Here is a 23,135-nt window from a genome sequence, read left to right as displayed (position 1 = left end):
ACTCAAGCCTACGACCTTATAGTCTGGTGGGGTGAAGGTTCTTGTCATCGGTTCGGGCTCCCGCGAACACGCCCTCGTCCTTGCTCTCAGTCGCGACCCTCAGGTCGACGCCGTCATCGCCGCACCCGGCAACCCGGGAATCGCAGCGATCGCGCACACCGAAGCCGTTGATATGAACGACGCCGCGGCAGTCACCGCTCTGGCGGAGACGCTTGACGTCGACCTCGTCGTCATCGGCCCCGAGGCACCACTGGTCGCCGGGGTCGCCGACGCCCTGCGTGAGTCCTCGTTCCCGGTCTTCGGACCCAGTTCCGAGGCCGCGGTCCTCGAGGGATCGAAGGCGTTTGCGAAGGAGATCATGGAGTCCGCGAACGTGCCCACCGCACGCGCCGTGGTCGCCTATACCCCCGACGAGGCGGCTGCTGCCCTCGACGAATTCGGCGCCCCCTACGTGGTCAAGGCCGATGGCCTGGCAGCGGGCAAGGGCGTCGTCGTGACCTCGGATCGCGCCGAGGCTCTGACCCACGCCAGCTCCTGCCTCGAGGTCTCCGACCGGGTCGTCATCGAGGACTACCTCGACGGTCCCGAGGTCTCCCTCTTCGTCCTCTGCGACGGCCAGCACACGCTGCCGCTGGCTCCGGCCCAGGACTTCAAACGCATCGGCGACGGTGACACCGGACCCAACACCGGCGGCATGGGCGCCTACTCACCGCTGCCGTGGATCCCGGCCGGCACCGTCGACGACATCGTCACCACCGTCGCTCAGCCTGTCGTCGATGAGATGACCCGCCGCGGCACCCCGTTCGTCGGCCTCCTCTACTGCGGACTCGCCCTGACTTCGAAGGGCATGCGAGTCGTGGAGTTCAACGTGCGCTTCGGTGACCCCGAGACCCAGTCCGTGCTCGCCCGCCTGCGCAGCCCGCTGGGACAGACCATGCTCGCCGCCGCCGAGGGTCGCCTCGACGAGGTCGGTGACCTCGACTGGGATCCGCGCACCTCGGTGACCGTGGTCATGGCCGCCGAGAACTACCCGAGCACACCCCGCACGGGCGACATCATCCGCGGCCTCAACACGGCCGATGACCTCGACGACGTGCACATCCTCCATGCCGGGACCGCCCGCGCCACCGATACCGGCGCCGGGTTCGCTCCCGAGGACACCGTCATCTCCGAAGACGTCGCCGAGACCGGAGACATCGTCACCGCCGGTGGCCGCGTGCTCTCCGTCGTCTCGCTCGGCAACGGCCTCGACGAGGCACGGGCTAAGGCCTATGCCGCCGTGGACGAGGTCAAATGGGACGGCGAACAGCACCGCACCGACATCGCCGAGGTGGCCGCCCGCGGGCAGATCGCCGTGGCCGACATCTACCCGGCCCCCGCAGAGGCACCGGCCTCGGCGGGACTCGACTCCACGGCTGCCGAACTTCCGGGCTGGAGGCACGTGTACTCAGGCAAGGTCCGCGACCTCTACATTCCCGACACAGCCGCCGATGCGGCTTCGGCGAAGCAGCTGCTCATGGTCGCCTCGGATCGCATCTCCGCCTATGACTGGGTTCTCGACTCCGAGATCCCGGACAAGGGCAAGGTTCTGACCGGGCTGAGCCTGTGGTGGTTCGACCAGCTGTCGGAGATCATCGGCAACCATGTCATCAGCTCCACCGTTCCCGAGGCTGTGGCCGGTCGCGGTCTCATCGTCAAGAACCTGTCGATGCTGCCCATCGAATGCGTGGCCCGCGGCTACCTCACCGGCTCGGGAATGGCCGATTACAAGGCCACTGGCTCCGTGTGCGGAATCCAGTTGCCGGCCGGTCTCATCGAGGCCGACCGCCTGGAGCCCGCTATCTTCACTCCGGCGACCAAGGCGGAACTCGGCGACCATGACGAGAACGTCAGCTTCGCTCAGATCACGGAGACCATCGGCGCCGAGGCGGCCGAGAAGGCCCGTGACCTGACGATCGAGATCTACCAGCGGGCCGAGGCCATCGCCCGCGAGCGCGGCATCATCCTCGCCGATACGAAGTTCGAGTTCGGGACCCTGCCCGACGGGACGATGGTTCTCGGCGACGAGGTGCTCACTCCGGATTCATCGCGCTTCTGGGATGCCGAGAGCTACGAGGCAGGCCAAGCGCAGGAGAGCTTCGACAAGCAGTTCGTCCGCGACTGGCTGACGAAGGAGTCCGGTTGGGACAAGTCCTCGGACACTCCCCCACCGGCGCTGCCCGCCGAGGTGGTTGAGAAGACCCGTGCCCGCTACATCGAGGCCTTCCAGAAGCTCACCGGCCAGAAGTTCCCCGGCTGAGAGCCCAACACTTCGCCGAAAGATGACATTGGGCCAATGGCGCCTGCGTCGAACCAGACCGATCCACGGAATACGCAAGCATCGGCACTGTTTCAGTACGCCTGGTACGTATTCCAATAGTTTTCTCCACTCACAGCCATCTCACGCAACGGAATCGGTGGAATCTGCCCAGTGGTTCCGCTATGGTGTGGTGAACAGTGACCGGCGACACATCTGGTCGCCCGAAACCACACACTGACGTGCAACTCGGTTGGAAGTGACACTATGCATTACTGGAATGGCAGCTATCACGAAGGCCGCGGCGACTCCTTCACACTCGTCAACCCCGCCACGGGTGAGAGAACCGGTGAGTACACTCTCGCGAACGCCGCCGACGTCAACGAAGCGGTCGCCTCGGCGAAGGCCGCCTATCCAGCCTTCAAGGCGCTGACTCCCGGAGAACGGGCAGAGCTGATGCTCGGACTGGCGACGCAGCTCGAAGCCCGTGCCGAGGAGCTTGCCGAACTCGAATCCCAGCAGACCGGCAAGTCCATTCGCCTGGCTCAGGGGTTCGATGTGCCCGGCTCGATCGACACTGCGAAGTTCTTCGCCGGAGCCGCGCGGCAGCTGACAGGACTGGCGGCCGGCACCTACTGGGAGAAGTCGACGTCGATGACCAGGCGTGAGCCCCTCGGCGTCGTCGGTTCGATCGCCCCCTGGAACTACCCGCTGCAGATGGCCGCGTGGAAGATCTTCCCCGCCGTGGCTGCCGGCAACACGATCGTGCTCAAGACCTCGGAGATGACTCCCGGAACCTCACTCATCCTCGCCGAGGCTGCCACCGCCGCAGGCTTCGCCCCCGGTGTCATCAACGTCATCGCCGGTGACGGGCTCGAAGCCGGAGAAGCGCTCATCACCCACCCCGACGTCGTCATGTCCTCCTTCACCGGGTCGACGAAGGTCGGTCGGCGCATCATGGAACTCGCCGCGGCCAAGGGGTCCCGCGTCCACCTTGAGCTCGGTGGCAAGGCTCCGTTCGTGGTCTTCGACGACGCCGACATCGAAGCCGCCGCACGCGGTGCCGTGGCCGGGTCGCTCATCAACTCCGGACAGGACTGCACCGCGGCCACCCGCGCCATCGTCGCCCGCGAGCACTTCGAGGCCTTCACGAATCGGGTCACCGAACTCATGGACGGCGTCCGCGTCGGCAACCCGTGCGAGCCCGCCACGGACATGGGGTCCCTCATCTCGCTGACCCACCGCTCACGAGTCTCCGACATGGTCGACCGCGCCCGTGAAGCCGGGGCCACAATCCACTGCGGCGGGCAGGTCCCGACGACGAACCACCTCGGCGAAGCCCTGCCCGGTAACACCGAGTCAACGGCCTACTACGCGCCCACGCTGATCAGCGGAATCGACACCGACGCCGAGGTATGGCGCGAGGAGATCTTCGGTCCTGTCCTCGTCGCGATCGCCTTCGACACCGACGACGAAGCCATCGAACTGGCCAACGACACCCCATACGGGCTGGCGGCGAGCGCCTGGACGACGACCACGAACCGGACGATGCGTGCCGCGGCCGACATCGAGGCCGGATGCGTGTGGATCAACGAGCACATCCCGATCGTCTCCGACATGCCTCACGGCGGGTACAAGGCCTCTGGCTTCGGCAAGGACATGAGCCAGTACTCATTCGATGAGTACACGCAGGTCAAGCACGTCTTCATCGACCAGCACGAGGACCCGCACCACGAATGGCAGGACACCATCTTCACGTCCTGACACATCGCGAGGGGCCGTCGAGTCACCAGCTCGGGCACGAGCCGATAACAGCTCACCCGAAATCCTGTGGCCCGATGCCCCGGTGCACATACAATGACATCCTGGCCAGCGCGTCCGGCGCGCTTGCCTCACCTTCGACAAGGAAGTCGGGAGGAACATGAACCTCGATATTCTCGACGTCAGCATCTTCGACGGTCACTCCATCCTGCCTGCGAACCGCATCAGCATCCGCGATGGAATCATCACCGAGATCGGCACCGGCGAGGCCGCAGACCCTGCCAAAGACACCATCTTGGCCACGGGGAAGCTGATCACGCCCGGATTCGTCGACGCCCATGTGCACACGACGTTCGGCGGGCAGGAGTCTCTGGCCTGCGATCTCAGCCGAACACAGGGCCTTGAGGCCTCACTCGAGGTGATCGGCGACTATGTGGCCGCAACCGCCGCTGGCGCCTGGGTGACCGGAGGCGGGTGGTCGATGGCCGACTTCCCCGGCGGTGCGCCGTCCGCTGCGATTCTCGACGAGCTGAGTCCGGACCGGCCCATCATCTTACTCAGCGCAGACCACCATTCAGCCTGGGTGAATTCGAAGGCCATGGACCTCGCCGGCCTCGACGCCTCCACGCCTGCCCCACCCGGGGGCGTGATCGAGCGGGACGAAGCAGGAGCACCGACCGGGTGCCTGCACGAATCAGCCATGGATCTCGTCTCCGCCCACGTCCCGGCCGCCACCGATGCTGACATCCGCGCCGGTCTCCTCGCCGGGCAGTCCTACCTCCATGGCTTCGGCATCACCGCCTGGATGGACGCCATCGTCGGCGACTACTCCGGCCACCGCTCCCCCTTCGACGCCTATGTCGAAGCCAAGGACACCGGCGAGCTGTCCGCCGAGGTGGTCGGCAGCCTGTGGTGGCCCCGTGACGTCGACGACATCGACGCCCAAGTCGCAGCCCTGCTCGAGCAGCGGCGCACCCACGGGGGCTTCCGCACCACCTCGGTGAAGTTCATGCTCGACGGCATCGTCGAATCCCGGACTGCCGCGATGAGTGCTGAGTACAGCTGCCCCTGCGGCGGTTTCGGCACCAGCTACTTCACCCGCGAACACCTCCACCGATCCTTCGCCGCCCTCGACGCGGCAGGCTTCGACATCCACTGCCATGCGATAGGCGATGCTGCCAACAAGGCGGCCCTCGACGCCTTCGATGCCATCGGGACCGGCCCAGGCGACTCCGAGGTCAAGGGCAGAGAACGACGGCATCACATCGCCCACGTGCAGGTCGTCGACCCCGTCGACATTCCCCGCTTCGCTCAGCTCGGGATCACCGCGAACCTGCAGGCCCTGTGGGCCTGTCACGACCAGCAGCTGCTCGACCTCAACCTTCCCTACCTCGGCGCCGAACGCTCCCGCTGGCTCTACCCGTTCAAGTCCTTCGCCGATGCGGGCACGCACCTGGCGATGGGGTCGGATTGGCCGGTGTCGACACCGAACCCGTGGGAGGCCATCCATGTGGCAGTCAACCGTTCGCATCCCGATGCCGGCGACCCTGCACCACTCCTGCCCGAACAGGCCATCGACCTGTCGACCGCGCTCAGCGCCTACACCTCCGGTTCCGCGCACCTGCTGCGCTCGAAGATCAACGGAACCATCCGCGCCGGCCAGATCGCGAACCTCGCGCTGGCCAGCGCGAACCCCTTCGACATTCCCCCACAGAGGCTCGCCGAGGTGCACAACCAGCTGACGATCGCGGGTGGCCGCATCGTCCACGACGTCACCACCGCAGCGCCCACCACCGCAGAGCCCGCCACCACCGCAGAGCCCGTTGCAGACACACACGCTGAAAGGCAATCATGACCACGACAGCCACTGCCGACACAACGGCGCCCACCCAGCTCGAACACCTGGAGATTCAGGGAGTGAAGAAGGTATTCGGGGACAACACCGCGATCGAGAGGCTCGATCTGTCGGTGCGCAAGGGCGAGTTCCTGTCACTGCTGGGCCCCTCGGGCTGCGGCAAGACGACCCTGCTGCGCATGATCGCCGGGTTCGAGGTCCCGACCGACGGCGCAATCCTGCTTTCCGGCAAGGACATCGTCAGCCTTCCCCCGCACCGGCGTCCGGTCAACACGGTGTTCCAGTCCTACCTGTTGTTCCCGCATATGAACATCGCCGACAACATCGCCTACGGGCTCAAGCAGTCCAAGACTCCGAAAGCGGAGATCGCCGATCGCGTTCGTGAGGTCCTGGCGCTCGTTCAGATGGAGGACTTCGCCGGCCGCAAACCTGAACAGCTCTCGGGCGGTCAGCAGCAGCGCATCGCTTTGGCCAGGGCTCTGGTCAACCGTCCGCAGGTTCTCCTCCTCGACGAGCCGATGTCTGCCCTTGACCGGAAGCTGCGGGAGGAGATGCAGCTCGAGCTCAAACGCCTCCACACGAAGCTTGGGACGACATTCGTCTTCGTCACCCACGACCAGGACGAGGCACTGGCGATGAGTGACCGCATCGTCGTCATGTACGACGGAGTCATCCAGCAGATAGGCAGTGGGGAGGAGATCTACGAGGAGCCGGGCAATCGGTTCGTCGCGAGCTTCATCGGCAAACAGAACTTCATCCCGGTCACCGTCTCCGAAATAGGAGATTCAGGTGCCACGCTGCAGAGTAAGAACTCGGTGATGCACACGAGTGCGGTTGAGGCCAAGCCTGCCACAGCACATTCCTCCTCAAGCGGTGGACCGCTGCGTCAGGGCTCTGCAGTTCAGGCCGCCATCCGGCCCGAGCGAATGCGAGTCACCGGAGCCGATTCTGCCGCCGGAACAACGCCGAACACCGCACCCGGCATCGTCATCTCCACCTCGTTCCTCGGCGATGTCGTTCAGTACATGGTGCGTTCGGGAACGAACGACGAAGTCCTCGCTCGAGTCCCGGCGGCGGGCGCTCAAATCTTCGACCAGGGAGATGAGGTCGCGCTGGCCTGGGACTCAGATGCGGTGGCGGTGTTCGCTGATGAATGAGCACTCCCCGATCAATGTCCTCGCACCGAACCACAAGGTCGACGCGATCACGCGCCGAGCAGCTCTGGCCGGGTTCGGCGTCCTCGGCCTCGGGGCACTGACCGCCTGCGGGCGGAATACGTCGATGGCCGCCTCGCCGCCGATCGACGGTGAGATCGAGTCAAAGCTCAACCTCTACACATGGGGCGACTACGACTCTCCAGATCTGCTGGGGCAGTTCCGCGACGATTTCGACGTTCTCCTCCAAGTCGACTCCTACGGGTCGAACGAAGAGCTCATCGCCAAGCTGTCCTCGAGTCGCGGCACTTCCGGCTACGACGTCGTCGTCCCGACCGGGTCCCAGATCGACAGATTCGCCGGCCACGACCTGCTCCAGCCCCTGGACCTATCGCTGATTCCGAACTTCTCCCACATGGATCCGAACTTCACTGACCAGGATTTCGACCCCGGCAACAAGTACACGATCTGCAAGGCCTGGGGTACAACCGGCTATGCCTACCGCACCGATGTCATCTCCCGTGAGATGACCTCCTGGCAGGACTTCATCGACGCAGCCGGTGGCGAGGCTTCCGGACGGACCTCGTTGCTCTCCGACCCCTGGGAGCTCGCAGCGATCTCGCTGGCCACCCTCGGATATAGCCTCAACACGACCGACGACAAGGAGCTTGAGGAAGCGAAGAAGATCATCGTCGATGAGGTCGCACCCCACGTCCGTGCGTACTTCGGCAGTGCATCGACGGGCATGATCCAGGGCAGCTTCGACCTCATGCAGTCCTACAACGGCGATGCGCGACAGGGGTTCAACGAGGTCGAAAATCCCGACGACTGGGAGTATGTCTTCCCGACTCCCTCAGCGAACCTGTGGATGGACTGCTGGGCGATCGCCACCGGGGCTCCACATCCCGATGCCGCGCATGAGTTCATCAACTTCATGATCTCCCCCGAGAACTCCATGCCTCAGATCGAATACATCGGCTACCCGATCGGGGTCAAAGGCTCGGAGGAGAAAGCGAGGAAGGCCAAGTTCGACAATATCGATCTCATCTTCCCCGACCAGAAGGTCCTCGATCGTCTCGAGGCCAGCATCTTCAACGAAGGCATGGCGGCACGAGTCGACATCCTCACCGAGGCCAAAAGGAGGTCGGGAGCAGCATGATTCCACTTCGCAACAGAGTCTTCGGCCCTGCAGCATTGTCGTTCCCCACGTGGGCATACGTCGTTTTCTTCTTCATCATCCCCGTGGCGATGGTGATCTTCTTCAGCTTCGGCTACAAGCCCGACATCTACACTGCAGTGGCCACCGACAAACTCAGCTTCGACCGGTTCCCCGAAGCGATGACCCCGGCCTTCATGTCGACCTTCTTCGCGACCCTCCGGATCTCGCTCCTCGGCACGTTCTTCTGCCTGCTCATCGCTCTGCCCTTCGCCTACTGGATCGCGGTGAAGATCGCACCGGCGCGGCGCAGCCTCGCACTAGCCTTGGTCATGGTGCCGTTCTGGACGAACTTCCTCGTCCGCACACTCGGCTGGCAGATCATCCTCTCCCCCACCGGATTCTTCTCCGAAGGACTGCTGGCACTGGGCCTGACCCAGGAGAGGATCGACATCCTCTATACCCACACAGCGGTCCAGATCGGAGTCGTCTACAACTATCTTCCGCTCATGATCCTGCCGCTCTTCGTCGCCATCGACCGTTCGGGCACCAAGCTGCGCGAAGCCAGCTACGACCTCGGCGCGAACAAGGTCAAGACCTTCCTCAAGGTGACCCTGCCGATGGCGATGCCGGGTGTCATCTCGGGCTGCCTGCTCGTGTTCATCCCACTCAACGGCGACTACATCACTGCCACCGTGCTCGGTGGAGCAAGCGGGTCGATGATCGGCCAGCTCATCGCCGAACAGTTCAATTCCGCTCAGAACTGGGCACTCGGTTCGGCCATGGCTGTTGTCCTCATCGCCGCAACCGTCATCGTCGTGGGTTTCGGCTTCGCTCTGCTCAAGATCGGGCAGCTCATCGCGGCGAAAGCCAACAGTATTCCGATCTCGAACGGGAGGGTCTGACATGGCCTACACGATCCGCAAGCCGCTGACCGATAGGCTCCTCAACGCTTGGGGAATCCTCGTCTTCATCTACCTGTTCCTTCCGATCGCTGTCATCGTCGCCTACTCGTTCAACAACGGCAAGGTTCTCGCGAACTTCCAAGAGTTCGGCTTCAACGCCTACGTCAGCGGCCTCGAGAACGACGTCATCGTCGCCACCGTGTTAACGAGCCTCCAGGCTGCTGTCGGGTCGGCGATCGTTGCGACGATATTCGGCACCATCGGCGGTGTCGCCCTGGCCCGGGCCAAGCGTGGGGTGTGGTGGGCAGTGGGACTCACCGTCGTCCTCGGCGCGACGCTGTTCACCCCGGAGATCGTCGACGGCATCGCCTTCTTGCCTTGGTTCGTCACCCTCGGTGTCGATTGGGGACTGACTCCGTTCAATAACGGCATGGTTCGCCTCATCATCTCGCATGCGATGTTCTCAATGGCGGTCGTGACCTTCATCATCCGTGCACGGCTGGCCGGCATGAATCGTCAGCTTGAGGAAGCTGCGGCCGATCTCGGTGCGAATGTGTGGCGGAGGTTCCGAGATATCACTCTGCCGATAGCGGCTCCCGGCATCTTCGCCGGTGCCCTCATGTCGTTCACGCTCAGCCTGGACAATACGATCCTCTCGAGTTTCGTCCAGCTGCCGGGTTCGACACCTTGGCCGGTCTACATCTTCGCTGCGGTCAAGGTGGCGCTGCGGCCCGAGATCGCCGCGATCTCCACTCTCATGTTCCTGCTCACTCTCATCGCGCTCGGCGTCTGCGCCCTGGCTCTGCGCAAGACCGGGGGCAGCTCAACGGAGATCATCAAGACCATGGCCGGATGATCCCCAGGGCCCGGGACCCGGGGCCCCGGGCCCTCGCCGAGGCTGGGCTCAGGTTTCGTGCGGCCCGCACCGGGGCGCAGACTTACTCACATTTACCGACAGACAGAAGGAGAATAGACATGGACGTCACAGCCGCATTGGCCGACGCTTCCACCGTGCCGTTCTGGCTCGATTCCGAGCAGCGCCCGAAGCACCTGCCACCGTTGGCCCGCGACCTTGAGGCCGACCTCGTCATTGTCGGGGGTGGCTTCACGGGATTGTGGACGGCGTTGCAGGCCAAGGAGCGTGACCCTAAGCGCCACGTTGTCCTGGTTGAGGCGAACTCGATCGGGTGGGCCGCCTCTGGCCGCAATGGCGGGTTCTGCGCAGCCAGCCTGACCCACGGCTATGACAATGGCGAGTCTCATCTGCCGAAGGAGAACGAACGTCTGGCGCAGCTGGGGCGCGAGAACCTCGCTGCGATCGGGGAGGCAGTGACCAGATACGAGATGGACGTCGAGTTCGAACGCACCGGTGAACTCGATGTGGCGACAGAGGACTACCAGGTCCCTGAGCTGCGGGAGGCACACGACCCAGAGGCCGGTTTCATCTTCTACAACCAGGAGGAACTGGCTCAGATCGTGAAGTCCCCGACCTACAAGGGTGCCCTCTGGGACTCTCGTGAGGTCGTCCTGGTCAACCCTGCCAAACTGTGTTGGGAGTTGCTGCGGGTCATTCGTGAGCTCGGTGTCGAGGTCTTCGAAGGCACGAAGGTCACCGATGTCAGTGACCGGAAGTCCACCGTCCAGGTCACAACCTCTTCGCAGGTCAGCGGCCAGGACGCCGAGGACTCGGCGACGATCTCGGCGAAGCGCGTCGCCTTGGCGACGAACGTCTTCCCCTCGCTGCTCAAACGGGCCAGTCTGCACACGGTCCCGGTCTACGACTACGCCCTGATGACCGAACCGCTGGATGATGAGCAGCTTGAGTCCATCGGATGGGGCGGGCGGCAAGGCATCGGCGACTGCGCGAACCGGTTCCACTACTACCGGCTCTCAGCCGACAATCGGATCCTCTTCGGAGGGTGGGATGCCGTCTACCACTACGGTCGGCAGGTGTCGTGGAAGTACGACCAGCGACCGGAGACCTTCGAGACCCTGGCCGAACATTTCTACGAGACCTTCCCCCAGCTGGCTGACCTGAAGTTCAGCCACAAATGGGGTGGACCGATCGACACCTGCTCGCGGTTCTTCTCCTTCTTCACCACGGCCTACGGCAAGAAGGTCGCAATGGCCGCCGGCTTCACCGGACTGGGTGTGGGCGCTTCGCGCTTCGCGGGCACCGTCATGCTCGATCTGCTGTCTGGGCAGGACACCGAGCTGACGCAGCTGGAGATGGTGCGCAGAATGCCTCTGCCCTTCCCACCCGAGCCGGTGGCTTGGCTGGGCATCCAGATGACGACGAACGCACTCATCAAGGCCGACGGCAACGAGGGCCGGCGAGGTCCACTGCTCAAGGCACTCGATGCTGTGGGCATGGGCTTCGACTCCTGACACTGCCGGTGACGTCCGCAGCTCGGACCGAAGGCGGGGGCGCCTTCCGCGCTTGATAGACTTTCAGCGAGCGCGGGAGGAACTCCCGAACACTTTCTTGAAGGAGCAGAACACGCATGGCACGTGTCGTCGTTGAGGTGATGCCCAAACCCGAGATTCTTGACCCTCAGGGGAAGGCGATCTCCGGTGGAATGTCCCGACTCGGCTTCACCGAATTCGGTGAGGTCCGACAGGGAAAGCGCTTCGAACTCGAAGTCGACGGTGAGGTCACCGAGGAGGTTCTCGCACAGGCTCGTGAGGCCGCGGAGAAACTTCTGTCCAACCCAGTCATCGAGAACGTTGTGGCCGTTCGCGCCGTCGAGGAAGCCTGATGACGGCTGTCATCACGGATCCCACCACCGCCGAGGCGGGTGCCGAGTCGGGAGTCTCGATCGGTGTCGTGACATTCCCCGGGACACTCGATGATCGGGATGCCGCACGTGCGGTTCGCTTAGCGGGAGCCAAACCAGTCAACCTGTGGCACGCCGACTCCACCCTTGCCGGTGTGGACGCTGTGATTCTGCCCGGTGGGTTCTCCTACGGTGACTACCTGCGCTGCGGTGCGATCGCGGGCTTCGCCCCGATCATGGAGTCAGTCGTCTCCGCCGCCAATGCTGGTATGCCGGTCCTGGGCATCTGCAACGGGTTCCAGATCCTCTGCGAATCACACCTGCTGCCCGGTGCCCTCATCCGCAATGACCACCAGCATTTCATCTGCCGTGACCAGGAACTGGTTGTGGAGAACACGGCTACTGCCTGGACCGGTGACTATGCACAGGGACAGACCATTCGCATTCCGCTGAAGAACGGTGAGGGCGGATTCGTCGCCACCGACGAGGTCCTCGACGAGCTCGAAGGCTCCGGTCGTGTGGTCTTCCGCTACCAGGGACTCAACCCCAATGGTTCTCTGCGCAACATCGCCGGCATCACGAACGAGGCCGGAAACGTCGTGGGCCTCATGCCCCACCCCGAACACGCCGTCGAGGCCGGGTTCGGCCCCGAAGACGGTGGCGGCATCGACGGTCAGGGATTCTTCTCCTCGGCGGTGCGCACCCTCGTCAACGGGCGCTGATTCAGACAATAGGTCGCACCCTGGCACTTCGACTTCATGTCTCAGTGCCAGGGTGCGATTACTATCTGGAGTCACGTGGTTCGCGCCGTCGGGCCGGGAATGTTCACCAACCCGACGGGTCACCCATCATGACCCCAGCTGTGCACGGCGCCGGGCGAAGATGATCGTCGCTGCGCCGGCCAGTATGAGAGCCGCTCCTGCTCCGAGACCGGTGAGTTCGGCACCGGTGCGCGGCATCGAACCGGCATCGCCGGAATCGTCTGGCCCCGCATCAGAACCACCCGCGGCGCCGCCACCGGAAGTCACCACGAACTCGGCGTTCATGGCGTGCTCCATGCAGACCGTGATCACCTTGTAGGTGCCGGCATAGGCTTCGGGTCTGCTGTCGATGCCGTAGACCTGGACCGACGCGGCACCGTTCTCGTTCGCCTCCGCCGTCTGTTCGTAGAGCTTCTCACTGGGTTCGAACCCCCAGACTTCGAACTGGACGTCGCTGCCCGGCTGGCATTCTGTGACGGTGATCGTCACCCCTTTGTCCCGCTTGATGAAGTCCTCACCAGAGATCTTCTGCGGGTCGATGGAGAGTTTCGGGTCGACGACGCCCTCGTCAGCGGTGACCGTGAAGGTCGTCTTCATGCTCACATCTCCGCAAGAGGCCATCACGAGGAACCCATCGACCCATCCCGGGCCGCCGTCTCCTTCGGGGACGAAATTGGCATATCCGGCTGCATCCTCACCGGCCCTCTGCGTTTCTTCCCAGATGGTGGTGTCCGGGTCATGCTTCGTGCTCACCCTGAATGTCACATCGTCATCCATGACGCAGTTGACGAGCGTGATGTTGACTCCGTTCTTGAGGAACTCCTGCACGCCCTGAGTCTTGGGCGAAACGGTGAGAACTGAGTTCGAATCCTCGCCTTCGGTGTCGGTCACGGTGAAGGTCGTCTCCGCGCTTGTGTCTCCGCAGGAGGCTGTGACGACGAAATCACCGATCCAACCGCTTCCACCCGTGTCGGGGCTGAATGTGGTGAGCCCGGCAGCATCTTCACCTGCCGCCCTCTGGGTGTCCTCCCAGATGACTGTGTCTGAGTCGTCCTTGCCAGTGATGCGGAAATTGACCTCGTCATCCATCGCGCAGTTCGCGAGAATGATCTGGACACCGTCGTTCATGAAGTCGTCCAGGTTCTGAGTCTCCGGCGAGACCGTGAGGTCAGCATCCTCATCATCGGCAGCGACGACCTCGACGCTGCTGCTGAAGGTCTTCGACTCCTCTCCGTCTCGTTTGACGGTGACCCTGACTTCGAGGGTGTCACCGGTCTTGAGCTCGGTGTTGCCGAGGATCGTCCCGGTGAAGGCACCATCGCTGACGACAGTCGTCGACGTGGCCTCGCCAGGTTCGGCGGTGACGACATCCCCGGCTTTGAGGGAATCGACGGTGTACCGGATCCCCTGGCTGGGGTCACCGATCTCTTCAGCGGTCATCTCCGTCTTCTCGAGAGAGAAGCTGGCATCGATCGCCTCGGATTCCTCTGCGCCGTCGATGGCACCGTCTTTGCTCGCACCTTCCTCATCGGCGTCCGGAGAGGCCGTCTCGTCTGCGGGCGGGCCGGGGACGTCGGGATCGCTCGATTCGCGTCCGTCATCCTGCCCCGCCTCGGCGTCGCCCTCGGATTCGGTCGCGCCTGTGTCGGGATCGGCGGCACCGTCGCTCGCGGACTCTGCGCCTTCCTGCGCAGCCAATACTTCGGTTGTGGTCAATGTGTTCGCGGCGGCCGGACCGAATCCGATGTTGGAGACTGCCAAGGCGATGCTTGCTGCGAGTGCCAGCCGTTTCATGATGATCCTTCCAGAGGGCCTGGGTGGCTGCCGTGTGCCGGTGTGGAAGTGACCTTACGTTCGTAGTGAGTGGGTGGCGACTTTTGGTCTTTTAGTTCATGACGGAAATGTGATTGGGATATTCCAGAATGTTTATCTCGTTGAGACATCGTCCTGGCACTGGAAGCAACCGGTCATGCCTGTTCAGGCGCCTGCTCCCCCAGCCACCACGTCTTTCTCTCCCGGCACAGCACCGGGAACAGTGCGAGAGCAGAGACGAGCCCATGTCACGATTGTGCAGATACGGTCGTATGCGGCCGAAAATCGTTATCCTCGATGTCAATGATTTCGGCTCCCGCAGTCGCAGCTGGGTCAGGAGTCCGTGACTGTGTCCTCGCCGGGCACCCTCGCGGCCTGCCCACCATTATCGCGTCTTCCTTCAGCGGACTCAGCGTCGTCAACGTCATCTGTCTCGGTGTGATCCTCGATGACGATTCCGATCTCGGTCTCTGACTCAGCGAGCACCTCGGCGGTGAATTGCTCTTCCGCATCCTCCCCACGGAACTGTGACATGTAGAGGCGGTAGTACGCTCCTTCTGCGTTCAGCAGCTCCTCGTGGTTGCCCTGTTCGACGATGGCTCCGTCCTCCATCACCAGGATGGTGTGGGCATCACGGATCGTCGATAGGCGGTGTGCGATGACGAACGATGTTCTGTCCGTGCGCAGAGCGGCCATGGCCTGTTGGACGAGGACCTCGGTACGGGTGTCGACCGAGGAGGTCGCCTCGTCGAGGATGAGCAGTGACGGATCGGCGAGGAAGGCCCGCGCAATCGTGATCAGCTGGCGTTCACCGGCAGAGACGCTGCCACCGTCGGAGTCGATGACCGTGTCGTATCCATCGGGGAGCTGTCGCACAAATCGATCGACCATGGTTGCCTGGGCCGCAACCATGACCTCCTCGTCGGTGGCATCGAGTCTGCCGTAGCGGATGTTCTCTCGGATGGTGCCTTCGAACAGCCAGGCATCCTGGAGCACCATGCCGACGTGGGATCGCAGGTCTGCTCGGGTCAGATTCTGGATGTCGGTGCCGTCGAGGAAGATGTGGCCACCGGTGATCTCGTAGAAGCGCATCACCAGGTTGACCAAGGTGGTCTTGCCTGCCCCGGTCGGTCCGACGATGGCCACGGTGTGGCCGGGCTCGGCCGTGAAGGAGACCTTCTCGATGAGCGGAGTCTCCTCGGTGTAGCGGAAGCTGACCTCACAGAACTCGACCCGGCCCGGAGTACGCTTCGGCAGCGACTCCTGTGCGTCATCGGGTTCTTCCTCCTCGGCATCAAGCAGTTCGAAGGTCCTTTCGGCCGAGGCGACACCCGACTGCAGCATGTTCGCCACTCCGGCCATCTCCGAGATCGGCTGGGAGAATTCGCGGGAGTACTGGATGAAAGCGGTTGCGTCGCCCAGGGTCATCTGCCCCGAGGCCACCTTCAGGCCGCCTGCGACGGCGATGAGGACGTAGCTGAGGTAGGACACGAACTGCATGGCGGGCATGATCATGCCCGACACGAACTGTGCACCTGCCGAAGCCTGGTACAGGGACTCGTTGCGGCGGTCGAACTCTTCGAGCATGACCTCGTCGCGACCGAAGGCGCGGACCACGTCGAGACCGGAGAACGACTCTTCGACATGCCCGTTGACCTCACCGGTGTGCTTCCACTGCGCCTTGAACATCCTCTGCGACCGGGTGCCGATGACACCGGCGATGAGCGCCGAGAGTGGGAGTGCGATGAGAGCCAGCAGCGCTAACTGCCAGGACACGATGAACATCATCACGCCGATGCCCACAATGGTCAGTGCGGACTGGACGAGCTGAGAGAAGGCCTGCTGCAGTGCCTGCTGGATGTTGTCGACGTCGTTGGTCACGCGAGACATCACATCTCCGCGCTGCCTGGTGTCGAAATACCGCAGCGGAAGCCTGTTGATGGTGCGCTCGATGTCTTCGCGGAGTCTGTAGACGACACGCATGACGAGGGCGTTGAGGATGTAGCCCTGCGCCCACATGAGCATCGAGGCCACGAGGTACATGAGGAGGACGATGATGATGATCTGGCCCAGTGCGGTGAAGTCGACGCCTTGCCCGGGAACAACGTCGGCGGTGGCCAGCATATTGGCGAAGTCGTCTCTGCCTTCAGCACGAGCACCGGCGATGATGTCATCGATGTTCGCACCAGCGGGCATCTGTGACCCGATGACACCGGAATAGACGATGTCCATCGCCTTGCCCAGCACCTTCGGCGCAATGACGGTGAGAACTACCGACCCGATGACAAGCAGAACGACATTGATGAGCCCGAGCTTCTCCGCTGCCATCAGTCCGAACAGTCGTTTGACTGAGGGCCAGAAGTGCTTCGCCTTCTTAGCAGGGGTGTCGCTGAACATATCCCCGTCGTCGCCCTGGGACAGGTATTCCTCGTCAGTGGTCTGCATCGTGTCGGGGTCAGCGGCTGTCGTTGCCGCGAAGGTGCTTGACGTGGTTGACTCGCTGGATTCCTTGCTCGTCATGTCAGTTCACCCCTTCCGCGGCCAGCTGGGATTCGACGATCTCCTGGTAGGTCTCATTGGCATCCACGAGTTCCTCGTGCGTTCCCCGGCCGACGATCCTGCCTTCGTCGAGGACGATGATCTGGTCGGCATCTCGAATCGTCGAGACTCGCTGAGCCACGACCACGACTGTCGAATCGCCGGTCGTGTTGTCCAGGGCACTGCGCAGACGGGCGTCCGTGGCCACATCGAGAGCAGAGAACGAATCGTCGAAGACGAAGATCCTCGGCGCAGCCGCCAACGCTCTGGCGATGCAGAGTCTCTGTCTCTGCCCACCCGAGTAGTTCGTGCCGCCCTGGGCGACTCCTTCCTCGAGCTGATTGGTCTTGTCCGCAACGAAGTCCGCGGCCTGAGCGGTCGTCAGTGCCTCCCACAGATCAGCATCATCGGCGAATTCGTTTCCGAAACGGAGATTGGAGGCAATCGTGCCCGAGAACAAGTACGGCTTCTGCGGCACCAGGCCCACCAACTGTGCCAGCTGATGTCTGTTGAAGGCGCTGACGGGCACACCGTCGATGAGCACGTCCCCCGACTGCGGGTCGAGCAGACGCGGGATGAGATTGACGATGGTGGACTTGCCGGCACCAGTAGCACCGATGATCGCAGTCGTCGTACCCGGCTGCGCGGTGAAGCTGAGGTTCTCGAGGACGGGAACCTCCGCCCCGGGATAGCCGAAGGTGACATTGCGGAACTCGAGCTCACCTCGGCGAGGGAGTTCATCGACGCCCTTCGGAATGACCATGGACGTGGTTGAGTCGAGGACCTCGGAGATGCGTTCGGCACAGACGACTGCGCGAGGAATCATCATCATCATGAACACGCCCATCATGACGGCCACAAGAATCTGCAGGAGGTACTGCAGGAATGCGGTCAGCGACCCGACTTCCATCTGACCTGCGTCAACACGGTGGCCGCCGAACCAGAGCACGGCGGCGGTGGCGAGGTGGAGGATCATCATGATCGCGGGGAACATGAGCACGAAGAGGTTGCCGACCTTGACTGAGGTCTGGGTCAGGGCCCGGTTGGCGTCGGCATAGCGATCGGTCTCGAATGGTTCGCGCACGAATGCGCGGATAACTCTGATGCCGGTGATCTGTTCGCGGAGGACTCCGTTGATATCATCCACCTGTCCCTGCATCCGCCGAAACAGCGGCATGAGCAGGTAGACGAGGATGCCGACGACGATGAACAGCAACGGCACGGCCACCCACACCAGCCAGGAGAGTCCCACGTCCTCGCGCAGTGCCATAATGATTCCGCCGATGCACATGATCGGCGTGGAGACCATGAAGTTCAAGGTCATGAGCACCAGCATCTGGACCTGCTGGACATCGTTGGTGTTGCGGGTGATGAGGGTGGCGCTGCCGAATCTGCCCACTTCGAGTGTCGAGAGCTCGTCAACTTTGCTGTAGATGGCACGCCGCAAGTCCCGCCCGACACCCATGCCGGTGCGGGCGCCGAAGAAGATGGCGGTGACGGCAGTGACGACCTGGACGAGGCAGACGATGAGCATTGTCATCCCGGTCGACCAGATGAAGTCAGTATCGCCTTTGGCGACTCCCTGGTCGATGATCTGCGCGTTCAGGCTCGGCAGGAACAGTGCCGCAATGGTTGCGGCCAGCTGCAGGACGACAACCAAAGCGATGTAGAGCCGATAGGATCGAGCGTATTTCAGGGACAGGCGTAATAAAGCCACGGTGGACGTCCAGAAAGGTTAGTTGTTCGCGAAAAGACGTTGAGATATTCGAAAGCGCAACAGACTATCTTACATTCATTTCCCTCTCGAACAATAGGTCTAGCCAGTCTCCCATCTCTCTGCAGTCCACCATGCGCCACTGACACGGCCGGGCAGAACCCGCTCCGACCTCGGCGGTGGCTCCGCGTGCCTCCTCGCTAATCGGACGGACACCTCTAGTCTTGAAATCATGAGCACAACTTTGCAGGACCTCGTCAATCGCGCCGTCTTCTACTCCACAGAGATGCAGACGCACTTCGGCGCACTCATCGCCGATGCCGAATGGGAGGTCGATTTCACCTCCGACCCGCATCTGACGTTCACCTCTGCTGAGGGGACTGTCCTGCGTGGTCGCCCGCACCTGCTTGGCTCGGAGTCGAACGGGCAGAGCACGTGGCTGTGGGGTTGGGAGAACATCAACGAGTTCCCCGAACCCGTCGTCGGTCTCGCCCACGACGTTCGCAAGTTCGGTGCCGCCGAGGATGTCACTGAGTTGATCACCGAAGAGCTCCCCCTCGACGAGGAGCTGTCGCTGCGTCTGACCTTGGCAGCGAAGGAGGTCACCGGGAAGTGGGCTCACTACCCTGCCGCAGCAGGTGCCGGCACGACTGTCTGGCTGCTTGTCGATGCCCCTGAGCTCACCCTCCCCGAGCCTCAGGTCAAGACCACTGTGCGCGCCCTCATGCAGGGGCTGACGCAGACTACGGTGACCGATCATCGCGGTGCACTTGAGGCGTATGTGGCCAAGCGAGGCATTCCCACCGCGGAATTGCCTGAGGACGGCCTGCGTCTGCTCTTCGCCGATGGTTCAGCTGACCTGTCCTTTGACGAGGAACGCCGAATCTCCAACTGCGAAATGGGTGCACCTCTCGAAGGCGAGCCCGCGAAGCAGTACGCACAGGCCACCGGGTCGTCAACGCCAGCTGCAGAGACTGTTGACACTCCAGCCGCAGAGACCTCTGCGCAGCCGGCAACAACGACGCCGAGGCCAGTATCCGAACGCGCTGCCACCGATACGGGCGCGGGCGCCTCCACGTCGTCGGAGCCTACCGCTACGCCGTCGCCAGCAGAGCCCACCACCGAAACACCTCGCTCGACCACCCCAACCCCATCCCCCGCCGAGGCGGGTACCGGTGACGAGCGCGACTCCGCTCCCGTACGTCCCACACCTGAGACCGGGTCCGAGCAGACGCCGGTGTCCGAGCCACAACCTGCGGACTCAGCTGCGGACGAGGCACAGGACAACGATCGTCAGCCAGAGGCGCCAGAGACTAAGCTTGAGGAGCCGAAAAAGAAGAAGGGGCTGTTCTCGAAGCTCTTCGGACGTTGATCTGCGGGTGCTGCGTGCCCATCACCGGTTGATGGGTGTGCGTGGTTCCCAGCTGAAATCGCGGTCGAAGAGGTACCGTCTGCTTTGAGTAGAGTCTGAACATCAGCTCGTTGTCGCCTGCAACGCTGTAGGAACCCTTCTGCAGGCTGCCATCCCCGTACCGCAGGCCGACAGCCGCTGATCCTGCTTTCGTCAGTTGACCGAAGGCTGCCTGGGTGAGTTGGGCGCCGCTGACGTCCGGTCTGCTGTCGCCTGAGACCGTGTAGACACCAGCGATCTCGCTCGGCTGGTCGAACCTGGCCCAGTCGGTCATATCTCCCACTACGGCGCCCGAGCCGACCAGCATCGCGATCGCGAGCAGGGGTCCGGTCCAGCGTGTGACTGCCACGAAGCTGCGGTTCGTCGATATCCGCCGCGCAACAATCGCCCCAGTAGACTTGCCCACCAGGAAGCGGCAGAGGCGGGGCAGGGTGGGGATGAGGAGGATGATTCCCGCCACCGCCATGATGCCTGAGAGCTGTTTGACGGGCACATCGAAGGTCAGGTTGAGCAGGAACACCACAGTCAGGTCGATCGCAGCGAGAAGGGCGCCCAGCCATGCGGTGCGTCGGAACAGCAGGAAGGCTGCGGCTGCGACCTGGGCGAGGCCGGCGAGGACCTGGACAGTCGGGGAGAAGGCCATGAAGCGCCAGAGCAGGCCCATGCGGCTGCGACTTTCGCCGATGAATGGCGGTGTTCTGTCGACGCTCCGTGGCGGTCTCCGCTCCCGGAGGATGCGGGCGGGGCTACGCTGGCACGTTCCGTAAGCCGGTCTCTAACCGGGCACCAAGTGCTGGACGGAGCCGGTTGCGCTCGGAGCTCAAAGTACCGGCATCCTGCCCAAGCCGGTTCACGTAAGGGCAGATCGCCGCGCCACGGTGTGGCGTACCGAACTCAGGAGCAGGCCGGGCTCGATGACGAGATTGATCGCCACGTGAGCGACGACGGCGGGCAGCACCACCCGCCCGGACGCGAGATACACCAGCGACATCAGCACGCCGAGCCCGAACGTCGAGAGCAGAATCGGCAGCACCGCCCTCCAACTGCGTCCGAATACCACCCAGACCGTGTGCACCGCGGCGAAGATCAACGCGGAGACGACAACCTGCAGAACCGTACCGAGACCGATCGCAGAGAACCATGACATCAGCCAATGACGGAAGAACATCTCCTCGATCAAGCCTGACCCCAGCGCCAGTGGCACCGCGAGAGCCCGGAACCAAGACGCCTCGAGGACCACGGAACGAATCTCCGGCACCGCCCACAGCGTATAGACCGCGTAGACGGCCGCCGCGAGACCCGCGGCGATCCAACCGGATGGGGGAATGTCGGCACCCAGACCGACTTCAGTCGCAAACGTCGCAGGATCCTGCCCGGCCCAGATGAGCAGAGCGAGCGTGAACGCTGCGATCACGCCCGCGGACAGCCGCACTGTACGGCGGCGGGCATCAACCCCCGCCGCAGCCGTCGAATTCGTCGCCATCATTTTTTCAATTGTAGTGTCAGCCAGGTCGTTCACGGCGGTCCGCGATCGCTTTAAGCCCTCAGCACCCTCCCGGTAGACCAGACCATGGATCGGCAGCCGCCATAGACACCTGCACTCGCCTACGCGTCCCGCAAGGGGTGTCCCATATAGAAGGCCGTAGCCAGTTCCGTAGGAGGAACCCTCACCGGACACGCTCGGCCTTGACCCTGACTGTCATTTTCAGAAGCTGGTTGCATAGTGTTGCCCGGAACGACGGGCCTTGTGCAGCCGACTATTGAAATCGGAGCAGCAGAAGCCCACTGCACAACCGGATGATGACGATGCTTAATCGATCAATATTCACTACGAGAATGTCCGGCGCGGCTTATGAAGCCTGACGGAGAAATCATGGCAGTTCTAGAAGCATAGGACTCGACTGGGTCATATCGGGCCGCGGCCGAACTGGTGGGGTGCTCCCATCACACGATCAAGGTGCACGTTGACGCCCGCGCCCAGGGTCGGACCGTGGGCACACCCATCCGCCGCGACCCGGTCACCGACGAGTTCATGGACAAGATCACGGAACTCGTGGCCCGTTCGGGCGGCAGGATCCGGGCTGATACGGTCCATCAACGGCTGACCACTCTCGGCTACCAGAGATCGGAGAGGTCGACCCGCCGCGCGGCCGCCGAAGCAAAACAAGTCCACGAGAAAGCCGGGCGTCGGGTCCACCTGCCTGGATCGCTGAGCCGGGATTGTGATTGCAGTACGACTATGGTGACCGGTCCGTCACCCTCTCATGGCCGCGTGTGGGCAATACCTAATGGCCGTTGACAGAACATGGATACGTCTGTCATTTGCGGAAATCGAGGAGTGCCCCCAGCGACCACCGCTGCCATCAGGCACGCCTCTCACGCATGTTGGGCCTATTGAGCATGGAAGTGAATAGCAGAAAGGAGGGAAGCCCCCACCAGCCCAAAGGCCAACCGGAACTACCCTCCCCAAACACAAGGAAGGGGCCACCCCACCAAAGTGGAATGACCCCTCCCAAAGAATATTGCGGCAGTCACTTACTCTCCCACAACCACCAAGTTGCAGTACCATCAGCGCGAATGGGCTTAGCTACCGGGATCGGAACGGTTAACCGGGCGTTTCCCCACCACTATCACCACCGCAAAACCAACAAACCAACTACCACCCCAAGAACACACAGTCCTCAAAGAGTCAGTAGCGGTCCAAGAACCGTACAGCGAACGCGAACACCACACATAACGTGACTCGTTAAAAACGTCTCGTGAAATCCTATACATGTTACTCACACACACCAACCACACTTAAGGGTTGTATGAGTGATCGGCGTATTAGTACCAGTCAACTCCACACCTCACGATGCTTCCATACCTGGCCTATCAAACCCATAATCTATAGGACACCTCACCCCCAACAAGTGGGGTTGGAAATCTCATCTCGAAGCAGGCTTCCCGCTTAGATGCTTTCAGCGGTTATCCTTCCCGAACGTAGCCAACCAGC

General features: G+C 62.8%; 17 protein-coding genes and 2 rRNA genes. 11 read left to right on the top strand and 8 right to left on the bottom strand.

The annotated features are described in order from the left end of the window. The first annotated feature begins 31 nt into the window (after positions 1-31). From purD to purQ, 10 genes are all read left to right on the top strand, one after another. Complete coding sequence (purD, locus tag BANT918_RS15635; protein ID WP_101621097.1) at positions 32-2,299, top strand: phosphoribosylamine--glycine ligase; 2,268 nt, start codon at positions 32-34, stop codon at positions 2,297-2,299. Between the two features lie 264 nt (positions 2,300-2,563). Further along, positions 2,564-4,060 (top strand): aminobutyraldehyde dehydrogenase, encoded by a 1,497-nt coding sequence (locus BANT918_RS15630; protein ID WP_101621096.1) that lies wholly within the window; start codon positions 2,564-2,566, stop codon positions 4,058-4,060. 157 nt (positions 4,061-4,217) lie between these two features. After that, on the top strand, positions 4,218-5,912 hold the full coding sequence (locus tag BANT918_RS15625; RefSeq protein WP_101621095.1) for an amidohydrolase: 1,695 nt from the start codon (positions 4,218-4,220) through the stop codon (positions 5,910-5,912). After that, positions 5,909-7,069 carry an ABC transporter ATP-binding protein gene (locus tag BANT918_RS15620; protein WP_101621094.1) on the top strand — a complete coding sequence of 387 codons (1,161 nt, stop codon included), beginning with the start codon at positions 5,909-5,911 and terminating at the stop codon, positions 7,067-7,069. Before BANT918_RS15625 ends, BANT918_RS15620 begins: the two co-directional genes overlap by 4 nt. Continuing rightward, a complete protein-coding gene (locus BANT918_RS15615) occupies positions 7,062-8,225 on the top strand; it encodes a polyamine ABC transporter substrate-binding protein (protein ID WP_101621120.1) in 1,164 nt (387 codons plus the stop codon). The genes BANT918_RS15620 and BANT918_RS15615 overlap by 8 nt, the downstream gene beginning before the upstream one ends. Then, positions 8,222-9,127, top strand: coding sequence for an ABC transporter permease (locus tag BANT918_RS15610; protein ID WP_101621093.1), 906 nt, complete (start codon positions 8,222-8,224; stop codon positions 9,125-9,127). Before BANT918_RS15615 ends, BANT918_RS15610 begins: the two co-directional genes overlap by 4 nt. Before the next feature lies 1 nt (position 9,128). Next, a complete protein-coding gene (locus BANT918_RS15605) occupies positions 9,129-9,983 on the top strand; it encodes an ABC transporter permease (RefSeq protein ID WP_101621092.1) in 855 nt (284 codons plus the stop codon). 119 nt (positions 9,984-10,102) lie between these two features. Then, on the top strand, positions 10,103-11,515 hold the full coding sequence (locus BANT918_RS15600) for an NAD(P)/FAD-dependent oxidoreductase (protein ID WP_101621091.1): 1,413 nt from the start codon (positions 10,103-10,105) through the stop codon (positions 11,513-11,515). Positions 11,516-11,631: 116 nt separating this feature from the next. Next, positions 11,632-11,886 (top strand): phosphoribosylformylglycinamidine synthase subunit PurS, encoded by a 255-nt coding sequence (gene purS, locus BANT918_RS15595; RefSeq protein ID WP_101621090.1) that lies wholly within the window; start codon positions 11,632-11,634, stop codon positions 11,884-11,886. Continuing rightward, entirely contained in the window at positions 11,886-12,626 is a 741-nt protein-coding gene (gene purQ, locus BANT918_RS15590; protein ID WP_101621089.1) for a phosphoribosylformylglycinamidine synthase subunit PurQ, read from the top strand. The genes purS and purQ overlap by 1 nt, the downstream gene beginning before the upstream one ends. A 126-nt stretch (positions 12,627-12,752) precedes the next feature. Here the strand turns inward: purQ and BANT918_RS15585 are convergent, their stop codons facing one another. From BANT918_RS15585 to BANT918_RS15575, 3 genes are all read right to left on the bottom strand, one after another. After that, positions 12,753-14,459 (bottom strand): hypothetical protein, encoded by a 1,707-nt coding sequence (locus BANT918_RS15585; protein ID WP_101621088.1) that lies wholly within the window; start codon positions 14,457-14,459, stop codon positions 12,753-12,755. 351 nt (positions 14,460-14,810) lie between these two features. After that, positions 14,811-16,997: an ABC transporter ATP-binding protein gene (locus tag BANT918_RS15580; protein WP_418904425.1), complete on the bottom strand. Its 2,187-nt coding sequence runs from the start codon at positions 16,995-16,997 to the stop codon at positions 14,811-14,813. 1 nt (position 16,998) lies between these two features. After that, positions 16,999-18,732 carry an ABC transporter ATP-binding protein gene (locus tag BANT918_RS15575; protein WP_101621087.1) on the bottom strand — a complete coding sequence of 578 codons (1,734 nt, stop codon included), beginning with the start codon at positions 18,730-18,732 and terminating at the stop codon, positions 16,999-17,001. Between the two features lie 229 nt (positions 18,733-18,961). Here BANT918_RS15575 and BANT918_RS15570 point away from each other — a divergent pair, with 229 nt between their 5' ends. Continuing rightward, on the top strand, positions 18,962-20,101 hold the full coding sequence (locus BANT918_RS15570; RefSeq protein ID WP_167389497.1) for a DUF6882 domain-containing protein: 1,140 nt from the start codon (positions 18,962-18,964) through the stop codon (positions 20,099-20,101). Here the strand turns inward: BANT918_RS15570 and BANT918_RS15565 are convergent. The 5 genes from BANT918_RS15565 to BANT918_RS15545 form a co-directional block, all read right to left on the bottom strand. Continuing rightward, entirely contained in the window at positions 20,043-20,804 is a 762-nt protein-coding gene (locus BANT918_RS15565; RefSeq protein WP_101621085.1) for a hypothetical protein, read from the bottom strand. The genes BANT918_RS15570 and BANT918_RS15565 overlap by 59 nt on opposite strands. 186 nt (positions 20,805-20,990) lie before the next feature. After that, the gene (locus BANT918_RS15560) at positions 20,991-21,626 is read right to left on the bottom strand and encodes a CPBP family intramembrane glutamic endopeptidase (RefSeq protein ID WP_101621084.1); all 636 of its coding nucleotides are present in this window, start codon (positions 21,624-21,626) and stop codon (positions 20,991-20,993) included. 420 nt (positions 21,627-22,046) lie between these two features. Then, the gene (locus tag BANT918_RS15555; protein WP_101621083.1) at positions 22,047-22,235 is read right to left on the bottom strand and encodes a hypothetical protein; all 189 of its coding nucleotides are present in this window, start codon (positions 22,233-22,235) and stop codon (positions 22,047-22,049) included. Between the two features lie 427 nt (positions 22,236-22,662). Next, positions 22,663-22,781, bottom strand: a 5S ribosomal RNA gene (rrf, locus tag BANT918_RS15550). Positions 22,782-22,945: 164 nt separating this feature from the next. Further along, positions 22,946-23,135 (bottom strand): 23S ribosomal RNA (locus BANT918_RS15545); the annotation flags it as partial.

The sequence above is a fragment of the Brevibacterium antiquum CNRZ 918 genome, assembly GCF_900169145.1.
Classification (GTDB): domain Bacteria; phylum Actinomycetota; class Actinomycetes; order Actinomycetales; family Brevibacteriaceae; genus Brevibacterium; species Brevibacterium koreense.
Note: the sequence above shows the minus strand (reverse complement) of the source record. Positions and strands in the feature narration are given on the sequence as shown.

Coding starts and splice junctions, on each gene's coding strand:
- BANT918_RS15610 (WP_101621093.1), top strand. CDS start 8,222: ATGATTCCACTTCGCAACAGAGTCTTCGGCCCTGCAGCATTGTCGTTC.
- BANT918_RS15600 (WP_101621091.1), top strand. CDS start 10,103: ATGGACGTCACAGCCGCATTGGCCGACGCTTCCACCGTGCCGTTCTGG.
- BANT918_RS15580 (WP_418904425.1), bottom strand. CDS start 16,997: ATGACGAGCAAGGAATCCAGCGAGTCAACCACGTCAAGCACCTTCGCG.
- BANT918_RS15565 (WP_101621085.1), bottom strand. CDS start 20,804: ATGGGCCTGCTCTGGCGCTTCATGGCCTTCTCCCCGACTGTCCAGGTC.
- BANT918_RS15630 (WP_101621096.1), top strand. CDS start 2,564: ATGCATTACTGGAATGGCAGCTATCACGAAGGCCGCGGCGACTCCTTC.
- purQ (WP_101621089.1), top strand. CDS start 11,886: ATGACGGCTGTCATCACGGATCCCACCACCGCCGAGGCGGGTGCCGAG.
- BANT918_RS15585 (WP_101621088.1), bottom strand. CDS start 14,459: ATGAAACGGCTGGCACTCGCAGCAAGCATCGCCTTGGCAGTCTCCAAC.
- BANT918_RS15615 (WP_101621120.1), top strand. CDS start 7,062: ATGAATGAGCACTCCCCGATCAATGTCCTCGCACCGAACCACAAGGTC.
- purS (WP_101621090.1), top strand. CDS start 11,632: ATGGCACGTGTCGTCGTTGAGGTGATGCCCAAACCCGAGATTCTTGAC.
- BANT918_RS15570 (WP_167389497.1), top strand. CDS start 18,962: ATGAGCACAACTTTGCAGGACCTCGTCAATCGCGCCGTCTTCTACTCC.
- BANT918_RS15620 (WP_101621094.1), top strand. CDS start 5,909: ATGACCACGACAGCCACTGCCGACACAACGGCGCCCACCCAGCTCGAA.
- BANT918_RS15560 (WP_101621084.1), bottom strand. CDS start 21,626: ATGATGGCGACGAATTCGACGGCTGCGGCGGGGGTTGATGCCCGCCGC.
- BANT918_RS15625 (WP_101621095.1), top strand. CDS start 4,218: ATGAACCTCGATATTCTCGACGTCAGCATCTTCGACGGTCACTCCATC.
- BANT918_RS15555 (WP_101621083.1), bottom strand. CDS start 22,235: ATGGACCGTATCAGCCCGGATCCTGCCGCCCGAACGGGCCACGAGTTC.
- BANT918_RS15605 (WP_101621092.1), top strand. CDS start 9,129: ATGGCCTACACGATCCGCAAGCCGCTGACCGATAGGCTCCTCAACGCT.